Below are 17,947 nucleotides of genomic sequence, written 5' to 3' on the forward strand. Positions count from 1 at the left end.
GTGTTGCTGGATGCTTCAAGCATTCGAAGGGTACGGATGGCGGCTGTGCTCAGAAAGGAGCCGTCATCGTGGGTCAAGTAACGACTCCGTCCGTCGACCGACGCGCCACTGTCTCCCTCATCTCCCGTCTCCGCACGGCAGAGGGACAGAGGGATCCCTTCCCGATCTACGCGCAACTCCGGTCCAGGGGCGGAGTCGTACCCGCACCGTGGGGCGGCCACCTCGTGACCGGGTTCGAGCTGTGCGACCAGACGCTGCGCAGCGCCAACTGGCTGGAGCCGGACACGCACTGGCGGGAGAAGCAGGGCGCGCACCGCTGGAACGCCCCCTCGGCCCGTGAGATCAGCAGGACCCTGCCCGCGCTCAACCCGCCCGAACACACCCGGGTGCGGCGGGCGGCCGGCTCCTTCGACCGCAACACCATCCGGCGGATAGGCCGGACCGTGCACCGGACAGTCGACCGACTCCTCGAATCCCTCAGCGACCAACTGCGCGACGGTGAGGCGGACTTCGCGGCCCTGGTGAGCGAGGAACTGCCCGTCGCCACCATCGGCGACTGGCTCGGCCTGCCGGCGGCGGACTGGCCGCGGCTGCGCGAGTGGACCCACGAACAGGTCTACACCCAGGAACTCCTGCCGTCGGCCAGTCAGTTGGCCCGCTCCGACGCGGCGATGGCCGAACTGCGTTCCTACTTCCTGGCGTTGGTGCGCGACCGCCGGAACAACCTCGCGGACGACCCCGTCTCCGAGTGGATAAGAACCTGGGACTCCCTGGAGCCGGACCAGGAGGAGGCCGACGAAGGGGTCTACCTACTGGCCCTGTTCGTCCTGCTGGCGGCCCTGGAGACCACCTCCACCCTGCTGTCGCTCATGACACTGCACCTCGTCGAGGACCCGGACCGGTGGAACCTGGTCGCGGACCGGCCCGACCTGGTGCCGGCGTTCGTGGAGGAGACGCTGCGCTTCGACCCTCCCTCGCATGTGATCAGCCGCGTCGCCGCCATGGACTGCACGCTGGGAGGCGTGGAGGTGCGGGCCGAGGAGATGGTCCACCTCATGGTCGGCGCGGCCCACCGCGACCCGGCCAAGCACCCCGACCCCGACCGTTTCGACCCCCACCGCAAACCCGCCCACCTCGCCTTCAGCGGAGGCATCCACTACTGCCTCGGCGCGCCCCTGGCCCGCCTGGAGGCCCAGACCCTCCTCCGCCAACTGGTCAGTCGCCTGCCCCGCCTCGCCCTGGTGCGCCGCCCGACGATGGCTCCCCGGGTGGCGTTCCGGCGCCTGCTGAACCTGGACGTCGCCCTCGCATGAACCACATATCCGCGCCCGCCGCCGACTCCACCGTCCTGCCCGAGGCGCTCCGCGTCGAGCTGGACGGCCCGCTGCTGCACGTCCGGCTCAACCCGGGCGGGCGGAGCGACACGCTGAGCGCCGCCGTCCTCGACGCCCTCCTCGCGCTCCTCGACGGTCTGCACGACCGGCCCGACATCCGCGTCCTGGTCCTCTCCTCGCTCGGCGACGACTTCTGTCTGGGAGCGGACCGCACCGAGTACGAGAGCGCCCTGGGCGCCGACCCGACGGGGGCCGCCCTCCGCCGCATCGCCGACAAGGCCCACCGCCTCTGCCAGGCCCTGGAGAACACCCACGCCGTCACCATCGCCCGCCTGCACGGGAAGGTGATCGGCGCCGGCCTCGCCCTCGCCGCCTACTGCGACCTGCGCGCGGGCGCCGACAGCTGCCGGTTCCGGATGCCGGAGGTCGGACTGGGGCTGCCGCCCGCCTGGGGCGGCGCCATGGGGCGGCTCATCTCCGAGGCCGGCGCCGCCCGGGTGCGCGAACTCATGCTCACCTGCGACCAGTTCGACGCGACGACGGCCCACCAGTTGGGGCTGCTGCACCGGACGGCTCCGCTCGAACTCCTCGACCAGGCCGTCGCTGCCTGGACGAGACCGCTGCTGCGGCGCTCCCCCGAGGCGCTCGTCCTGACCAAACGCATGCTCGCCGGTTACGCACGGGCCGACCGCACCGCCGACGCGGCGCTGCTCGACTCCCATCTACTGGCGTCTCAACTCGTGCGCCCGGCCGGCGGCCCCGCCGCCGGGTAGCGGACGGGACGCCGAGGCCCGCGCCGGAGCTCCGTCCGGTCCCGACGCGGGCCGCGCACGGTCGGCGGGGGCAGCGCGTCCCGGCGGAAGGAGCAGCCGGTCCCCGGGTCGGTCTCGGTCGGGCCGTCGCCGACTCCCGGGCGGCACCGGCGCGTTGGGACCGTACGCTGTGGTCATGGACGATGCGTCGATGGTCGGGCTGATGGGGCGGGTCACCGGGACGGTCGGGCCCGGGCTCGTCGGCGAGGTGATCGTCCGGGTGCGCGGCGGCGCCGAACACTTCCTCGCGTACCCGGCCGTCGGCACCGACCGCATCGAGCGCGGCACGGTCGTGATGGTCGTCGAGTACCTGCCGCCGAGAACGGTCTACGTCTCGGCGGCGTACGACAGTTGAGCCCGCGCCCTCGCAGGTGAGAGCCGCTTGTGGCGGTATGCGTCAAGATTGCAACAAGGATCCGTCAGCCCCTGTACCCGTGACCCGGCCGGGCGCACACTCCGTTCGTTCGGTGCCGAAAGGGCACCATTCAAAGGGGGCGTATGCCGATGATCATCGGCGTCGTTGCGGGGGCGGCGGTAGTCGCCGTCCTCATATTGATCGGCCTGTTCAAGGCGATGTGGCGGGTCGCGGAGCCGAACGAGGCACTCATCATCTCGGGCTCCAAGCACCGCACCGAGGGCCTTGAGGAGGGCATGGGGTTCCGTATCGTCACCGGACGCGGCACGCTGGTGCTGCCCGGAGTGCAGGCGGTGCGCAAGCTCTCCCTCGACCTGAACGAGACCGAGCTGCACGTGGACTGCGCGACCACCCAGGGCATTCCGCTGAAGGTGCGGGGCGTGGTCATCTTCAAGGTGGGCGACGACTTCGTGTCGATCGCCAACGCCGGCCGCCGTTTCCTCGACCAGCAGAAGATGATGTCGGAGCGGGTGCACAACGTCTTCGCCGGTCATCTCCGTTCCATCGTGGGCGGGTTGACGGTCGAGGAGATGATCCGCGACCGGGAGAAACTGACCGGGCAGACCCGCGCCGCCTGCGGTACGGAGATGGAGAAGCTCGGACTGATCGTGGACTCGCTGCAGATCCACGAGATCGAGGACCCCACGGGGTACATCCAGAACCTGGCGATGCCGCACGCGGCGGCCGTGCAGCGGGACGCGCGGATCGCGCAGGCCGAGGCGAACCGTCTCGCCACCGAGGCCGAGCAGCAGTCGTACGCCCGGATGGCGGAGGCCACCCGGGACAGCGAGATCCTCCAGGCCGGCTACCAGGCCGAGCGGGACAAGGCCGCCGCGAAGGCACAGCAGGCGGGTCCGCTCGCCGACGCGGCGGCCCGCCAGGAGGTCGTGGTCCAGGAGACCCGCGTCGCCGAACTGGAGGCGCAGCGGCGCGAGCAGCAGCTCCAGGTCGACGTCCGCAAGCCGGCCGACGCCCAGGCGTACGAGAAGCGGACGCTCGCGGAGGCCGAACGCGACGCCCGTATCTCGGCGGCGCAGGCCAAGGCGCGGGAGACGGAACTGGCGGCGGCGGCCGAGGCCACCCGGGTCAAGGCCGCGGCGAGCGCCGAGGCGGAGGCGACCGAGGCACGCGGCGTGGCGGCCGCCACCGCGACCCGGGCGACCGGTGAGGCCGAGGCCGCCGCCGCCCGGGCCAGGGGTCTGGCGGAGGCGGAGGCGACGAAGGCGAAGGGGCTCGCCGAGGCGGAGACCATCAAGGCGCGGGCAGCGGCTCTCGCCGAGAACCAGGAGGCGGTGGTCGCGCAGCAACTGGCCGAGAACTGGCCGGAGATCGTGAAGGCCGGCGCCTCCGCGTTCGGCAGCGTCGACAACATGGTGGTGCTCAACGGCGCCGACGGGGTGGCGGAGATGCTCGCCAAGGCGCTCACCATGGGCGGTACCGGACTCGGTCTGGCCCGGCAGCTGCTCGCCGCGATGAGCCCGAACGGGGAGGCGGCGAACGGGACTTCACCGCTGAACAACGGCATCGCGGCTCCGCCGGCGCAGAAGAGACCGGTGGCGAAGGCGGCCGTGGAGAAGGTGACGGTGGACCCCGACGGTCGCTGACCGTCACTGACGCACCGTCAGACGCCGGGCGCGGGCCCGGCGTCGCAGGTCAGGGGGGCACACTCTAGGGTGCCCCCGTGACTGCGTTTATCGATGAGACCGATGAGAACATCCCGGGCCGCTTCGGCGCCTCCGCGACCACGGAGGCCGACCCGCGTGACGTGGGCCGGGTGCGGACCGAGTACGCCCCCGCGCACGACGGCGACCCCGACCCCGGTGAGATCGTCTGGACCTGGGTGCCGTTCGAGGAGAACGACGGGCGCGGCAAGGACCGCCCGGTGCTCGTCGTCGCCCGGGAGGACGGCGGCACCCTCCTCGCCGTCCAGTTGTCCAGCAAGCGGCACGACGGCGACCGCGAGTGGGTGCCGATAGGCAGCGGACCGTGGGACCGGTCGGGGCGCGACTCGTGGGTCGCCGTGGACCGGGTCCTGCGGCTGCGTGAGGACGGTATGCGCCGGGAGGCGTGCGCACTCGACCGGATGCGGTTCAACCTGGTGGTGCACCGGCTGCGGGAGCGCTACGGCTGGCACTGACGCCCGGCGCGGACGGCCGGGAGCTCATGGCGCAACCCCCGTGTGCGCCATGAGCCCGGACCCCGCGAGTCCCCCGGCCGCTCCCCCGCCGTGCCCGTGAAGGCATCCTGAGCGATGCTGGTGATGCCCCGCAACGGAGTTTTCGGGACCTGGAAACGTCCGGAGAGCGAGAGATTCCCGACTCCGGACGCGGCGATGCGCACCCTTGTGCGAAACGACGCGAGGGTCTTGGGTGGGACGAGTGTGCCGGCCAGGACTCAACCGACACCTGGCCGGTGGCATGGTGGAATCTCAGGAGGATCCCGACATGTCCGATTCGGTAAGTGACTGTACGAAGCCGTACACCGCAGTCACCGAAGCAGAGGTGGAGGCCCTGGTAAGGGGCATCTGCTTCAAGACCGGCCCGCCCCGCAGGACCGGGGTCGAAGTGGAATGGCTCGTCCACGAGCTGCGCCGTCCGCAGCAGCCCGTGACACCCGAAAGACTCGCGGCGGCCTATGCCACGCTGAGGACCGTACCCCTGAGTTCGGCGCTCACCGTCGAACCCGGCGGCCAGCTGGAGCTGAGTTCCCAGCCCGCCGACTCCCTCATGGAGTGCATCGCAACCGTCTCCGCCGATCTCGACGCCGTCCGCGCCGTGCTGCGCGAGGCCGGACTCGGCCTGGTCGGCATGGGTCACGACCCCTGGCACCCCCCGCGCCGCTTCCTGCGCGAGCCGCGCTACGACGCGATGGAGCGGTGCCTGGACCGCACCGGCAGTGCGGGGCGGCGCATGATGTGCACCTCCGCCTCCGTCCAGGTGTGTCTCGACGCCGGACACGAGGAGCCGGGCCCGCTCGGCCTCGGGCGGCGCTGGTGGCTCGCGCACCAGCTGGGCGCGGTCCTGGTGGCCGCTTTCGCCAACTCGCCGCTGGCCCGTCACCGCCCCACCGGCTGGCTCTCCACCCGGCAGCTGCTCTGGACGGAGATCGGCCACGGCCGGGCCGGCGCGCCCCCGCTGGACGCCCCTCCGCGCGACGCCTGGGCCGCCCACGTCATGGACGCCCCGGTGATGTGCGTACGACGGGAGAGCGGCCCCTGGGACGTGCCCGACGGGCTCACGTTCCGGGAGTGGACCAGGTCGGGGGCGCCCCGACCGCCGACCCGGGAGGATCTCGACTACCACGTCTCGACGCTGTTCCCGCCGGTCAGGCCGCGCGGTCATCTGGAGCTGCGGATGATCGACGCGCAGCCCGGCGACGACGGCTGGATCGTGCCGCTGGCCGTGACGGCGGCGCTCTTCGACGACCCCGAGGCCGCCGAGACCGCCTACCGGACCGTGAAGCCGCTGGCCGAACGGACCCGGTCGCTGCCCGCGCCGCACAACCCGCTGTGGACCGACGCGGCCCGTCACGGGCTCGCCGATCCCGAGCTGCGCGAGGTGGCCGTCACGTGCTTCACGGCCGCGCTGGACGCGCTGCCCCGGCTGGGGGCCACCACCGAGGTCACGGACGCCGTCCGGGCGTACCTCGACCGCTATGTCATCCGGGGCCGCTGCCCCGCCGACGATCTGCTCGACCAGGTGCGCGGCACGGACAGCCGCCCGCACGGGAAGGACTTCCGCGCATGACCGACACCGATACGCCCGTCGGCCCTGACATCGATATCGAACTCCTCCGGCGGCGGGCGCTGACCACGCTCAGCGCGGCCCGGGACCGCACCACGCTGCTGACCAGCTGCGTGGAGGGCCCCGAACTCACCGCGCAGCACTCGCCGTTGATGTCCCCGCTGGTGTGGGACCTGGCCCACATCGGCAACCAGGAGGAGCTGTGGCTGCTGCGGGCCGTCGCCGGACGGGAGGCGCTGCGACCGGATATCGACGGCCTCTACGACGCGTTCGAGCACCCGCGCTCCGAGCGCCCGACGCTGCCGCTGCTGCCGCCGGAGGAGGCCCGCCGGTACGCGGCGGAGGTACGCGGACGGGTCCTGGACCTGCTGGAGAGCACCGCGTTCGGCGGCACCCGGCTGACCGAGGCCGGCTTCGCCTTCGGGATGATCGCGCAGCACGAACAGCAGCACGACGAGACGATGCTGATCACCCATCAGCTGCGCCGGGGCCCTCAGGTCCTGACCGCGCCGGACCCGGAGCCCGTGCCGCCGTTCACCGGCCCGGCCGAAGTCCTGGTCCCGGGCGGCCCGTTCACCATGGGCACCTCCACGGAACCGTGGGCGCTGGACAACGAACGCCCCGCACACCGGCGCGAGGTGGCGTCCTTCTGGATCGACACGACACCGGTCACCAACCACGCCTACCAGGCCTTCATCGACGACGGCGGCTACGACGACCCACGCTGGTGGACGACGGACGGCTGGGCGCACATCCGCCGACACTCCATCGATGCCCCGCAGTTCTGGTACCGCGAGGCAGGCCAGTGGCTGCGGCGGCGCTTCGGTGTCACCGAGGTGGTGGCCGCCGACGAGCCGGTGCTGCACGTGTGCTGGTACGAGGCGGACGCCTACGCCCGCTGGGCCGGGCGACGGCTGCCGACCGAGGCCGAGTGGGAGAAGGCGGCCCGCCACGACCCGGTCACCGGCCGCTCCACCCGCTACCCCTGGGGCGACGCCGACCCGGGTCCCGAGCACGCCAACCTCGGCCAGCGGCATCTGCGGCCGGCCCCCGCCGGTAGCTACCCGGCGGGCGAATCCCCGTACGGCGTAAGGCAGTTGATCGGTGACGTCTGGGAGTGGACGTCGAGCGACCTGGCGCCCTACCCCGGGTTCGCCGCGTTCCCGTACAAGGAGTACTCGGAGGTGTTCTTCGGCCCGGAGCACAAGGTGCTGCGGGGCGGCTCGTTCGCGGTGGACGAGGTGGCCTGCCGGGGCACGTTCCGCAACTGGGACTACCCGATCCGGCGGCAGATCTTCTCCGGCTTCCGCACGGCCCGCTCGGCGGTCGCCTGATGTGCCGTCACCTGGCGTACCTGGGACCCGAGGAGCCGCTCGGGCGGCTCCTCGTGGCCCCGGCGCACAGTCTGTACCGGCAGTCGTGGGAGCCCCGGCGGCAGCGGCACGGAACGGTCAACGCCGATGGTTTCGGCGTCGGTTGGTACGCGGACGGGGATCCGGTGCCGGCCCGCTACCGCCGCACCGGGCCCGTCTGGGCCGACCTGTCCTTCGCCGACCTGGCCAGGGTGGTGCGCTCGGGGGCCCTGCTGGCCGCCGTACGGGACGCGACCCTGGCCGGGGCGGACGGAGAGGCCGCGGCGGCGCCGTTCGCGGCGGGCACCTGGCTGTTCAGCCACAACGGCGCGGTCATCGGCTGGCCGCGCTCACTCGCGGCCCTCGCCGGGCGGCTGCCCGCGGCGGAGCTGCTGTCGCTGGAGGCACGCTGCGACTCCGCGCTCGTCTGGGCCCTGGTCCTGAACCGGCTGCGCTCCGGTGACGAGGAGGGCCAGGCGCTGGCCGACACGGTCGTGGAGGTCGCCGCGGCGGCCCCCGGCTCCCGGCTCAACCTCCTGCTGACCAACGGCGAGACGATCGCCGCCACGGCCTGGGGCGACAGCCTCTGGTACCTCGCGGAGCCCGGCCGCCGCACCGTCGTCGCCTCCGAGCCCTACGACGACGACCCGCACTGGCAGGAGGTCCCCGACCGCACCCTGCTGGCGGCGAGCCGCACCGACGTGCTGCTCACCCCGCTCAAGGAGCTGACCTCCGACCCCGCACCCGCACCCGCACCATCGAGGGAGACCCGTACGTGAGTCCGTTCCTCCTCACCCGCACCCTGCCCGAGGACGCCACCGAGGCCGCCCTGCGCGCCGACGTCCAGCACGGCCTCTCCCGCACCCCGAAGTCGCTGCCGCCCAAGTGGTTCTACGACGCGCACGGCAGCGAACTCTTCGAGCGGATCACCGAGTTGCCCGAGTACTACCCCACCCGCGCCGAGCGCGAGATCCTGCTCGACCGGGCGGCCGACATCGCCGCGGCGACCGGCGCCCGCACCCTCGTCGAACTGGGCTCCGGCTCCTCGGAGAAGACGCGCTTCCTCCTCGACGCGCTCACCGGCCTGCGCCTGTACGTCCCCGTGGACGTCAGCGAGAGCGCGCTCACCCAGGCCGGACACGCCCTGATCGCGGAGCGGCCCGCCCTCGACGTGCATGCCCTGATCGCCGACTTCACGGCCGCCATGACCCTGCCGGACACACCGGGCCCACGGCTGCTGGCCTTCCTCGGCGGAACCGTCGGCAACCTGCTCCCGGCCGAGCGTGCCGCGTTCCTCTCCGGGGTCCGCGCCCTGCTGTCGCCGGGCGACGCGCTGCTGCTCGGCACCGACCTGGTGAAGGACGAGACCGTCCTGGTCAGGGCCTACGACGACGCGGCCGGGGTGACGGCCGCGTTCAACAAGAACGTCCTGACCGTGGTCAACCGCGAACTGGGCGCCGACTTCGACCCCGGCGCCTTCGACCACGTCGCCCTCTGGGACGCCGGTGCCGAGTGGATCGAGATGCGGCTGCGGTCCCGTACGGAGCAGACGGTGAAGGTCCGGGCCCTCGGTCTCGCCGTCGACTTCGCACCGGGTGAGGAGCTGCGCACCGAGATCTCGGCGAAGTTCCGCCGGGAGGGTGTGCGCTCCGAACTGGCCGCCGCGGGGCTTGAGTTGGCGCACTGGTGGACGGACCGGGAGGAACGCTTCGCGCTGTCACTCAGCGTGGTGGGCTGACCCTGGGTGACGGGCCGTCTCGCGCGCCGCCGCGCCGTGGGGCACGGTGGAGTCACGCGTGACGCGCCCGTCACGGCCGAGAGGAGCACCCCATGTCCGACCACACCTACCGGGTCACCGAGATCGTCGGAACCTCTCACGAGGGCATCGACCAGGCCATCCGCAACGGCGTCTCCCGTGCCTCGCGGACGCTGCGCAACCTGGACTGGTTCGAGGTGACCCAGGTGAGGGGCCAGATCGAGAACGGTCAGGTCGAGCACTACCAGGTCGGCCTCAAGGTGGGCTTCCGGATCGACGACGAGGCCTGACGGTCCGCCCCCGGGCCGCCGCTCGCCGGATGCCCGGGTCCCTGGGGCGCCCGGGGACCGTCAGGTCCGTCCCTCGTCCTCCTGCGCCGACTCCAGCGCGGCGGAGGAGGCCCCCCAGCGGGCCCGTACCACGGTGAACCCGGCCTGCTCGGCGTCGTCGCACACCAGCTCGTCGTCGTCCACCAGGACGCTGATCTCCTGCTGCCGGGCCAGGCGCCGCAGGATCTGCAGCTTGGTGTGGCGGGCGGGCCTGCGGTCGAAGTCGCGCCGCATGAAGACGCGCCCGTCGGGCAGCCCCTGCGCGGTGAGCCAGACGATCGTGTCGCGGCGGCAGCGCTCGGGGCGTCCGGTCAGATAGACGACCTCGCACTTCTCGGCGCTCGCCAGAGCCAGCGCGACCCCCTCGGCGAGCGGCGGGTCCTGCGTGGCGGCGGCGAAGAAGCCGTCCCAGTCCTTCGGCTCCTGCTGGAGGAACCGCTGCCGGTGCGCGGTGTCGGCCAACGTGTTGTCGAGGTCGAACACGGCGAGCGGGAGCGTGCTGTCATCTGTCACACCGCTCACCTTAGACAGGAGCGGAAGCGGCCCCCGGTGCCGGGGAGTCCCGGCCCGGGCCGCATGCTTCTCCCATGCCTTCCGTCTCCGCCGCCGCTCCCGCAGCTCCCGGCGCTCCCGCCCCGCGTACGTTCCTGCTGGGCGCCGCGCGGGCGCGGCCCTGCACCCTGGTGGTCTGCCGGGGCTGCTGCTGCGGCGATCCGCGCAAGCATCCGGGCACGGATCACGCCTGGCAGCTGGAGCGGCTGCGGGCGGGCGCCGCCGAGCACGGGTTCGCCGTCCGTACGACGGAGTGCCTCGGCCCGTGCGACCAGGCCAACGTCATCGTCGTCCAGCCGTCGGCCGCCGGGCGCCGGGCCGGCGGCCGGCCGGCCTGGGTCGGGTTCGCCATGGACGACGACTGCACCGAGGAACTCCTCCAGTGGGCGGCGGCGGGCGGGCCGGGGGTCGCCGAGCCGCCCGTCACGCTGGAGTTGCAGTTCATCGAGCCGCCCCGGGACGCACGGGTCCGCTCGCGCCGCTGACGGCGGTGCCCGCCGCACGACCGGTCCGGCCGGCGCCCACGGCCGCCTCCCCGGCTGCCCGTCACCCCGGTCGGCGCCCGGCATAGGCTGCGGAGCGGAAAGGAATCAGCGCAGATGACAGCCACCGAACCCGCCGGCTCCCGGCCGCCGGCCGTGCCCTTCTCCGTCCTCGACCGTTCCCGCACCCGTGCGGGCCGCCCGCCCGCCGAGGCGCTGCGGGACACCGTGCGGCTGGCGCGGGAGGTGGAGCGGCTGGGGTACCACCGGTTCTGGGTGTCGGAGCACCACGGCGTCCCCGGGGTCGCCGGTTCCGCGCCGACCGTGCTGGCCGCCGCCGTCGCCTCGGCCACCCGGACGATCCGGGTCGGCACCGGCGGAGTGATGCTGCCCAACCACCAACCCCTGGTCGTGGCCGAGCAGTTCGGGGTGCTGGAGGCGCTCTTCCCGGGCCGGATCGACATGGGGCTCGGCCGCTCGGTCGGCTTCACGGACGGCGTGCGCAGGGCGCTGGGGCGCGACAAGGGCGACGCCGACGACTTCGCCGCACACCTCGAGGAACTCCTGGGCTGGTTCCGGGGCACCTCCCCCACGGGGGTGCACGCGCGGCCGGCGGAGGGGCTGAGCGTGCCGCCGTTCGTGCTCGCCATGGGCGAGGGCGCCGAGATCGCCGCGCGGGCCGGGCTGCCCATGGTCATCGGCGACCTCGGGAACCGGGAGAAGATGCTGCGCGGCATCGACCGCTACCGCACGGAGTTCCGGCCCTCGCCATGGGCGGCGAAACCGTACGTCGTCGTCTCGGGCGCGATCGCGGTGGCCGAATCCGAGGAAGCGGCACGGCGGCTGCTCGTCCCCGAGGCCTGGTCCATGGCGTACTCGCGCACCCACGGCACCTTCCCGCCCCTGCCGCCCGCCGAGCGCGTCGAGGCACTGACGATGAGCGGCAGGGAGCGCGGCTTCTACGAGTCCGGGCTGACCGGGCGGCTCGCGGGCACCCAGGAACGGGTCGCCCACGAGCTGGCCGCGGTGCTGGCGGAGACGGGGGCCCAGGAGGTCCTCGTCACCACCAGCACCTACGACCGGGAGGCCCTGCTGGACTCCTTCCGGCGGCTCGCCCGGATCGCCTCGCTCACGGGGTGAGCACCGACCGGAAGCGGCCGGCACCCGGGCGGGCATCCGCCGGCAGGCCCCGCCCGCTCCGGTCCAGGAACAGGCACCACCTGTGCATACAATCGGTCGATTTGTCCCGACCCGGCCGAAGACGCGTACGGAGCAGCCCCTGATGTCCAGCTCACCCGACCCGTACGTCCGGGTCCGCGGCGCCCGCGAGCACAACCTGAAGAACGTGGACGTCGACATCCCCCGGGACGTGTTGACCGTGTTCACAGGGGTGTCCGGCTCGGGGAAGTCGTCGCTCGCCTTCGGCACCATCTACGCGGAGGCCCAGCGCCGCTACTTCGAGTCGGTCGCGCCGTACGCCCGCCGGCTCATCCATCAGGTCGGCGCCCCCAAGGTCGGCGAGATCACCGGCCTGCCGCCCGCCGTCTCCCTCCAGCAGCGCCGCGCCGCCCCCACCTCCCGCTCCTCCGTCGGCACGGTCACCAGCCTCTCCAACTCCCTGCGCATGCTCTTCTCCCGCGCCGGTGACTATCCGCCGGGCGCCGCGCGGCTGGACTCTGACTCCTTCTCCCCCAACACGGCGGTGGGGGCGTGCCCCGAGTGCCACGGTCTGGGCCGGGTGCACCGGACGACCGAGGAGTCGCTGGTCCCCGACCCCGGGCTGTCGATCCGGGACGGCGCGATCGCCGCGTGGCCGGGCGCCTGGCAGGGCAAGAACCTGCGGGACATCCTCGACGCGCTCGGTCACGACGTGCACCGGCCGTGGCGCGAACTGCCCGCCCGGGAGCGCGAGTGGATCCTGTTCACCGACGAGCAGCCGGTGGTGACCGTGCACCCGGTGCGGGACGCCGACCGGATCCAACGGCCGTACCAGGGCACGTACATGAGCGCACGACGCTACGTCCTGAAGACGTTCGCGGACTCCAAGAGCCCCCAACTGCGGGCCCGGGCGGAGCGGTTCCTGACCAGTACGCCGTGCCCGGTGTGCGGTGGCGCGAGGCTGCGCGCGGAGGCGCTGGCGGTGACCGTCGCGGGCCGTACGATCGCCGAACTCGCCGCGCTGCCGCTCGCGGAACTGGCCGGCGCGCTCAGCGGGGACTCCGAGGCCGCACGCGTCCTCACCGAGGACCTCACCTCCCGTATCGCCCCCGTCCTCGAACTCGGCCTCGGCTACCTCAGCCTGGACCGCGCCACCCCCACCCTCTCCGCGGGCGAGCTGCAACGGCTGCGCCTGGCAACGCAGTTGCGCTCCGGCCTCTTCGGTGTCGTCTACGTCCTGGACGAGCCGTCCGCCGGACTGCACCCGGCGGACACCGAGGCGCTGCTCGGGGTGCTGGAGCGGCTGAAGTCGGCCGGCAACTCGGTCTTCGTCGTCGAGCACCACCTCGACGTGGTGCGCGGCGCCGAGTGGCTGGTCGACGTGGGTCCGCTCGCCGGGGAGCACGGCGGACGGGTGCTGCACAGCGGGCCGGTGGACGGGCTGGAGCGGGTGGCGGAGTCGGTGACGGCCCGCTTCCTGTTCGACCGCTCCCCCGCGCCCGACCGTCAAGTCCGCGCTCCGCGGGGCTGGTTGGGGGTGGGTCCGGTGACCCGGCACAACCTGCGCGGGGTGACGGCCGACGTGCCGCTCGGTGTGTTCACCGCGGTCACCGGTGTCTCCGGGTCCGGCAAGTCGACGCTCATCGGTGAGATCACGGAGCAACTACCGGGCGTCGGACGGCTGGTGTCGGTCGACCAGAAGCCGATCGGCCGCACCCCGCGCTCGAACCTCGCCACCTACACCGGCCTCTTCGACGTCGTCCGGAAGGTGTTCGCCGCCACCGACCAGGCCCGGCAACGGGGTTACGGCGTGGGCCGGTTCTCCTTCAACGTCGCCGGGGGTCCCTCCGCCGGCGGAGGACGCTGCGAGACCTGCCAGGGCGAGGGGTTCGTCAGCGTGGAGCTGCTCTTCCTCCCCAGCACCTACGCACCGTGCCCGGAGTGCGGCGGGGCGCGCTACAACCCCGAGACGCTCGAAGTGACGTACCGGGGAAGGAACATCGCGCAGGTCCTGGACCTGACCGTGGAGGCCGCGGCGGACTTCTTCGCGGACACCCCGGCCGTGGCCCGCAGCCTCGGCGCGCTGCTCGACGTCGGCCTCGGCTATCTCTCCCTCGGCCGGCCGGCGACGGACCTGTCGGGCGGCGAGGCCCAGCGCATCAAGCTGGCGAACGAACTCCAGCGCGGGCGGCGCGGCCACACCCTGTACCTCCTCGACGAGCCGACGACCGGTCTTCATCCGGCCGATGTCGAGGTGCTGCTGCGCCAGTTGCACGGTCTCGTGGACGCCGGTCACACGGTGGTGGTCGTCGAGCACGACATGGACGTGGTGGCCGGCGCCGACTGGGTGGTCGACCTCGGACCGGGCGGCGGCGACGCGGGCGGCCGGATCGTCGCGGCGGGACCACCGGCCGAGGTGGCCCGGGATCCGGGCAGCGCCACGGCACCGTATCTCGCCCGGGCGCTCGGAGGGGTCCGGTAGGGCTCTGTCGAGGGATCAATGGGCCTTCCAACCGGCGTTCTCGGGGATCGTTTTCTGGGGCACTCGCACCTGGATGAGGGACGGCCCCCTCGCGTTCTCCAGTGCACCCGTCACGGCCTCCCCCAGCTCGCCGTACGTGCCGACCTCCCATCCCCGGCAGCCGAAGACGTCCGCCAGCTTGCTGTAGTTCCAGCGGTGCAGCTCGCAGGGCTGGTAGAACGGCTCGTCGGTGTGGAACACGGCCGCGTCGGCGAGCCACTGCTCCACGGCGTAGACGCCGTTGTCGATGACGAAGATGATCGGGTCGAGCCCCAACCGCGTCTGCGTCGACAGGCATTGGGCGGTCATCTGGAAGCCGCCGTCACCCGAGAAGACCATGACCCGCTGGTCAAAACCCTTCGCCAGGCAGATACCCGTCGCGGCCGGCGCGCTGTAACCGATCGACGAGTAGGACGACTGGACGATGAACCCGCCCCGGCTGGGCACTTCGAGCAGCAGACTCCCGAAGTAGTTCATGCTCGCGTCGGCGCCGACGATGGTGTTCCTGTCGACGTACTGCTGGATGTAGTCGTAGAACCCCTGGTACGTGATGACATCGGCCCCGTCGACGGTCGGCGCGCTGCGGGCCGGGATCTCCGGCAGTTTCCGCTCCTTGGGCGCGATCTTCTCCGCCAGGATGCCGTCGATCAGGTGCTCCAACGCGACCTGCCCGCCGAAATAGGTGCCGAACTTGACCGCGTCGAACGACGCGAACGCGGTCTTTGCGTAATCCGGGTCCCAGCCCAACGAGTTGATGTCCGTCAGCCACACCCCGAGGGCCAGGACGAAGTCGGACGTGCCGGCCAGCTCCGTCACGACCGTCGACGACGCCTGGCCGTCGAGCACGCCGACGAACAGCGGGTCGTCCTCGGACAGGACGGCCTTGCTGAGGAGTTCCGTGGCGAAGGGGACGTTCAGTTGCTGGATCAAACTCATGGCCTTGTCCTGAAGGCCGAAACGGTCGATCTCCACGCCGAGCCAGATGAGGGGATTCTCGGCGCTTTCGAGCTGTGCGCATATCTGGGCGACCGACTGTTGGAGACTGGTCTCGTCCGACATGATCCTGGCCGGCCGGAGAACGCCCCTCGGCGGCTCGCACTCCAAGTCGACCATGTCCTGGAGCAGTTCGATGTAGACCGGGCGACGCGCGCTGACGCACTGGGTCAGCGCGTAGTCGATGAGCGTCGGAGCGAGGTCCGGATTGTCGATCCTTATGGCCGCCACCGTCAGGTGCTCGAACGACTGGAGATCCGTGTCGCGTCCGCTGATGAAGTGATGCGCGCTGAAGCCGGTCTGCTCGAAGGTGATGGTCTTCTTCACGCTCGGTGTGCCGTTGATCAGCACGAGCGGCACCCTCTCGACATAGGCGCCGGCGACAGCGTTCACGGCACACAGCGCGCCCGCGGAGTAGGTGACGCAGAGGGCGCCGATTCCCTTGATCCTGGCGTATCCGTCCGCCGCGTAACCGGCGTTGACCTCGTTGACTTCCTCGACGATGTTCATGCCGCTCGGCGCGACATACCGGTTCAGCCACTCGATCGAGTAGTCGCCCGCGATCGCGAACAGGTGCTCCAACCCCAGTTGGCGGAGCCGGTCCACCAGGTACCGTCCTACAGTGCAGCCCTCGTTCATGGTTGACGCACCTCCGTGGTCAGTAGTCGCTCGCGCCGCCGAACAGCCGGGGCAGGTAGATGTCGAAGATGCCCGGGCACCTGCGTTCCGGATACCGCTGGAGCAGGAAACTCCTGAAGGCGTCGCCCGTCAGCCCGTTGTCGACGGCCTGCCGGGCGGCGGAGAGGTACTCGATGTTGCGGGCGACCTCGTTCTTGTCGGCCGGCAAGCCGTGGCCCGGCATGAACAACTCGTACTCCGACACCAGCATGTCCTGCAGCACCCGGATCCAGTGGTCCATGTGTTTCGTCAGGTACAGATGGGTGCCGCTGTAGATCAGGTCCTGAGTGAAGTACACGCCTGTCTCGGGAAGTTTGATGGTGAGGTGGTAGTCGATCTCGGTGTCCGTCACCCGGTCGAAGACATACCTGACCCCGTCGATCGTCTCCTCACCGGGACCGGCGACATGTTCGGGAACGACTATGCGCTCCGGGGCGAGGTCACCGAGTTTCTGGTGGTCACTTCTCGAATCCTCTCCGTGGTCACGGATGAACGTCATGGTTTCGGAGAGCGTGTGGACCGGGACGTCGGTGAACGCGGTCCCCAGACCGAACCAGTGGTCCGGGTGCCGGTGAGAGAGGTACAGCCGGTCGATCGGCTTGCCCAGGCTGTCCGCGTAGTCCCGGAACGCCCTGGCGTAGGGGGCGAGGAACTGGCCGTCGACGAGGACCAGTCGGTGCTCGGTCTCGATGATGTGCGTGGCGTTCGCGATGTTGTTGTACGCGAAGGACGCGACGAAGGTGTGGATACGGACGTCGCTCGTCCGCTTCACGACCATGATGATGGGGTCCGACATCTGAGCCAGCATGGGCGGCCTCTCCGACGTTATGCGGTCTTCTCCCGCAGCTCCTCCAACGCGGCCCTCGCCACGTCGTAGGCGCTGTCCCGGTCGGGCACCGGGTCGTCCTCGCCGGGTCGCCAGAAGCGCCGGCGTGCCATGCGCATGGAGCTGTCGAACGGCGGGATCGCGTTGAACACCTCGATCAGGTACGGCCCGCGGTACACCGGCTCGATCTCGTGGGAGATGACGTCCCACGGGATCCAGCTGTCCTTCACCGCCCCCCGGTCGGGCGCGGAGATGTGGACGTAGTAGAGCCGGTCCTGCCGTACCGCTCGCGCGACGTTCTCCCTGAGGACCGCCGGGCCCTGGCTCTCCATCAGGACCTGCGCCGTGTCGATCGTCACGCCGCCCCGCGCGTGCTCAAGGCCCTCAAGGAAGTCCAGTACCTCCGAGACCATGTTGGGCGGCGGTGTCTCCCAGCTCTTGACGGGCTCGACGGCGAGCCTCACCTCTCGCGCCGCGGCGTACTCCAGCAGCTCTTCGAAGACGGAACGGGCCGCCTCGTAGCGCGGTTTCATCCACTCCTGGAGGGCGTCGCTCCAGATCGGCTCGTCGGTCTCCGTGACCGGGAAGACGCCGTAGGGGTAGATGAACGGCCCGGACATGATCGAGTCGCCGCCCAGGACCCGTGTGATGTCGACGCGTGACTTGAGGTAGGACAGGGCCTGTTGGCGCTGCTCCTCGTAGGGCGACGTCGGGTCGAAGGTGCGCGTGGTCCCGACGTTGGTGGTGAACTTCACCTCGCCGAGCCCCGCTTGGTCGAAGGTCTTCTTGAGGCCGACGTAGCGGTCGACCTCGACTTTGTGGTCGACGGTCGCGGGCTGGGCGGCGATGTGCACGTCGAAACCGTCGTAGCCCATGTCGGTGAGGGTCTTGAGGTGCCGGATCAGTGTCCGGCAATACCGCGCGTCCCCGGGCCGCAGGTCGGCCGTGAACATGAAGAAGCTGAAGAGTACGTCTCGTCCGGCTTTCGCGTTCATG

General features: G+C 71.4%; 17 protein-coding genes. 13 read left to right on the plus strand and 4 right to left on the minus strand.

From position 1 onward, the window contains the following. The first annotated feature begins 68 nt into the window (after nt 1–68). The 10 genes from ABZT12_RS22090 to ABZT12_RS22135 all read left to right on the plus strand — a co-directional run bounded on the left by ABZT12_RS22090 (nt 69) and on the right by ABZT12_RS22135 (nt 9,702). Nucleotides 69–1,313: a cytochrome P450 gene (locus ABZT12_RS22090; protein WP_356387097.1), complete on the plus strand. Its 1,245-nt coding sequence runs from the start codon at nt 69–71 to the stop codon at nt 1,311–1,313. Then, nucleotides 1,310–2,107: an enoyl-CoA hydratase/isomerase family protein gene (locus ABZT12_RS22095; RefSeq protein WP_356387100.1), complete on the plus strand. Its 798-nt coding sequence runs from the start codon at nt 1,310–1,312 to the stop codon at nt 2,105–2,107. The genes ABZT12_RS22090 and ABZT12_RS22095 overlap by 4 nt, the downstream gene beginning before the upstream one ends. A 175-nt stretch (nt 2,108–2,282) precedes the next feature. Beyond that, nucleotides 2,283–2,501 carry a hypothetical protein gene (locus ABZT12_RS22100; RefSeq protein ID WP_356387103.1) on the plus strand — a complete coding sequence of 73 codons (219 nt, stop codon included), beginning with the start codon at nt 2,283–2,285 and terminating at the stop codon, nt 2,499–2,501. A gap of 143 nt (nt 2,502–2,644) precedes the next feature. Beyond that, nucleotides 2,645–4,165 carry an SPFH domain-containing protein gene (locus ABZT12_RS22105; protein ID WP_356387106.1) on the plus strand — a complete coding sequence of 507 codons (1,521 nt, stop codon included), beginning with the start codon at nt 2,645–2,647 and terminating at the stop codon, nt 4,163–4,165. A 77-nt stretch (nt 4,166–4,242) separates the two neighbouring features. Beyond that, the gene (locus ABZT12_RS22110) at nt 4,243–4,698 is read left to right on the plus strand and encodes a type II toxin-antitoxin system PemK/MazF family toxin (RefSeq protein ID WP_356387109.1); all 456 of its coding nucleotides are present in this window, start codon (nt 4,243–4,245) and stop codon (nt 4,696–4,698) included. Nucleotides 4,699–5,005: 307 nt separating this feature from the next. Beyond that, the gene (gene egtA, locus ABZT12_RS22115) at nt 5,006–6,307 is read left to right on the plus strand and encodes an ergothioneine biosynthesis glutamate--cysteine ligase EgtA (RefSeq protein WP_356387112.1); all 1,302 of its coding nucleotides are present in this window, start codon (nt 5,006–5,008) and stop codon (nt 6,305–6,307) included. After that, nucleotides 6,304–7,638 (plus strand): ergothioneine biosynthesis protein EgtB, encoded by a 1,335-nt coding sequence (gene egtB, locus ABZT12_RS22120; protein WP_356387115.1) that lies wholly within the window; start codon nt 6,304–6,306, stop codon nt 7,636–7,638. The genes egtA and egtB overlap by 4 nt, the downstream gene beginning before the upstream one ends. Beyond that, nucleotides 7,638–8,435: an ergothioneine biosynthesis protein EgtC gene (gene egtC / locus ABZT12_RS22125; protein ID WP_356387118.1), complete on the plus strand. Its 798-nt coding sequence runs from the start codon at nt 7,638–7,640 to the stop codon at nt 8,433–8,435. The genes egtB and egtC overlap by 1 nt, the downstream gene beginning before the upstream one ends. Further along, the gene (egtD, locus tag ABZT12_RS22130) at nt 8,432–9,394 is read left to right on the plus strand and encodes an L-histidine N(alpha)-methyltransferase (RefSeq protein WP_356387121.1); all 963 of its coding nucleotides are present in this window, start codon (nt 8,432–8,434) and stop codon (nt 9,392–9,394) included. The genes egtC and egtD overlap by 4 nt, the downstream gene beginning before the upstream one ends. A gap of 92 nt (nt 9,395–9,486) precedes the next feature. After that, nucleotides 9,487–9,702, plus strand: coding sequence for a dodecin (locus tag ABZT12_RS22135; protein ID WP_356387124.1), 216 nt, complete (start codon nt 9,487–9,489; stop codon nt 9,700–9,702). Between the two features lie 60 nt (nt 9,703–9,762). On the opposite strand, the gene ABZT12_RS22140 is transcribed toward ABZT12_RS22135, so the two are convergent. Then, nucleotides 9,763–10,254: a hypothetical protein gene (locus ABZT12_RS22140; RefSeq protein ID WP_356387127.1), complete on the minus strand. Its 492-nt coding sequence runs from the start codon at nt 10,252–10,254 to the stop codon at nt 9,763–9,765. A gap of 74 nt (nt 10,255–10,328) precedes the next feature. Between ABZT12_RS22140 and ABZT12_RS22145 the strand changes: the two genes are divergently transcribed. The 3 genes from ABZT12_RS22145 (at nt 10,329) to ABZT12_RS22155 (ending at nt 14,415) form a co-directional block, all read left to right on the plus strand. Beyond that, nucleotides 10,329–10,778 carry a (2Fe-2S) ferredoxin domain-containing protein gene (locus ABZT12_RS22145; RefSeq protein WP_356387130.1) on the plus strand — a complete coding sequence of 150 codons (450 nt, stop codon included), beginning with the start codon at nt 10,329–10,331 and terminating at the stop codon, nt 10,776–10,778. A 114-nt stretch (nt 10,779–10,892) separates the two neighbouring features. Further along, nucleotides 10,893–11,915, plus strand: a complete 1,023-nt coding sequence (locus ABZT12_RS22150; RefSeq protein WP_356387133.1) for an LLM class flavin-dependent oxidoreductase — start codon at nt 10,893–10,895, stop codon at nt 11,913–11,915. Between the two features lie 142 nt (nt 11,916–12,057). Continuing rightward, complete coding sequence (locus ABZT12_RS22155) at nt 12,058–14,415, plus strand: excinuclease ABC subunit UvrA (RefSeq protein WP_356387135.1); 2,358 nt, start codon at nt 12,058–12,060, stop codon at nt 14,413–14,415. A 15-nt stretch (nt 14,416–14,430) separates the two neighbouring features. Here the strand turns inward: ABZT12_RS22155 and ABZT12_RS22160 are convergent, their stop codons facing one another. From ABZT12_RS22160 to ABZT12_RS22170, 3 genes are read right to left on the minus strand one after another with little or no spacing between them, the layout of a single operon-like run. Continuing rightward, nucleotides 14,431–16,086, minus strand: coding sequence for a thiamine pyrophosphate-dependent enzyme (locus tag ABZT12_RS22160; protein ID WP_356387138.1), 1,656 nt, complete (start codon nt 16,084–16,086; stop codon nt 14,431–14,433). A 19-nt stretch (nt 16,087–16,105) separates the two neighbouring features. Next, on the minus strand, nt 16,106–16,921 hold the full coding sequence (locus tag ABZT12_RS22165) for an MBL fold metallo-hydrolase (RefSeq protein WP_356387141.1): 816 nt from the start codon (nt 16,919–16,921) through the stop codon (nt 16,106–16,108). Between the two features lie 29 nt (nt 16,922–16,950). After that, nucleotides 16,951–17,946 (minus strand): sugar phosphate isomerase/epimerase family protein, encoded by a 996-nt coding sequence (locus tag ABZT12_RS22170; protein ID WP_356387144.1) that lies wholly within the window; start codon nt 17,944–17,946, stop codon nt 16,951–16,953. Nucleotide 17,947 lies beyond the last annotated feature (1 nt).

It is taken from the genome of Streptomyces sp. NPDC005423, assembly GCF_040606415.1.
GTDB lineage: Bacteria > Actinomycetota > Actinomycetes > Streptomycetales > Streptomycetaceae > Streptomyces.